Below are 626 nucleotides of genomic sequence, written 5' to 3' on the forward strand. Positions count from 1 at the left end.
GATCTCAGCCATGGTCGGCGGCCGGTATCGAAACGGCGATGACTTTCTTGTCCTCGGCCATGGCATGGCCCGTGAGGAGCAGCGAGCCGAGCGCGGCCGCAGCCATCCATTTTCTACTGAACATTTTCTGCTGAGAGGGATCGTTGTGAAACCAGCGGACCGCTCGGCCCCGGCGTCGATTATGTGCTCGGGCTGCCGCCAATGTTTCATTCAATGAAACTGTATATTGACTAGCGCAAAATCGCTCTGCCGTAGAGCCTTTGTCAAGAAGAATTTCGATGAGTGATTCTGCTGGAAATCCTCGGCTGTCGCAGTGGCTGCGCCTTTGTGCATCACATAGCGTCAGTTTCCTGCCGAGTGCGCAATTGCTGGCACTGTTCCGTTGTATGAACCTCTATACCGGTGAGCGGAAAAACCTGCATGGCGAGCTTACCGGGGCAGGCGCGGGTCGCAGGTTGCAAGCGCTCTGTACTCATCGCAAATCAGAGATAGTTGGGAGAGGAAATGCGTAGTCGGACTCTGTTACTGGGCGCCGCCATATGCGGCATGATGTCTGCCACGGCCCAAGCGGAAGAAAAGTCCATTGAGGTCATTCACCATTGGGTGTCCGACAGCGAAGTGGCCGC

At 56.1% G+C, this 626-nt stretch carries 1 protein-coding gene; it reads left to right on the top strand.

The annotated features are described in order from the left end of the window. Positions 1–217, top strand: a 217-nt coding sequence (locus tag EN852_RS41780) for a hypothetical protein (protein ID WP_210238278.1), incomplete at its 5' end; no start/stop codon positions are given. Positions 218–626: the final 409 nt, after the last annotated feature.

The organism is Mesorhizobium sp. M2E.F.Ca.ET.209.01.1.1, assembly GCF_004010375.2.
Taxonomy (GTDB): Bacteria; Pseudomonadota; Alphaproteobacteria; order Rhizobiales; family Rhizobiaceae; genus Mesorhizobium.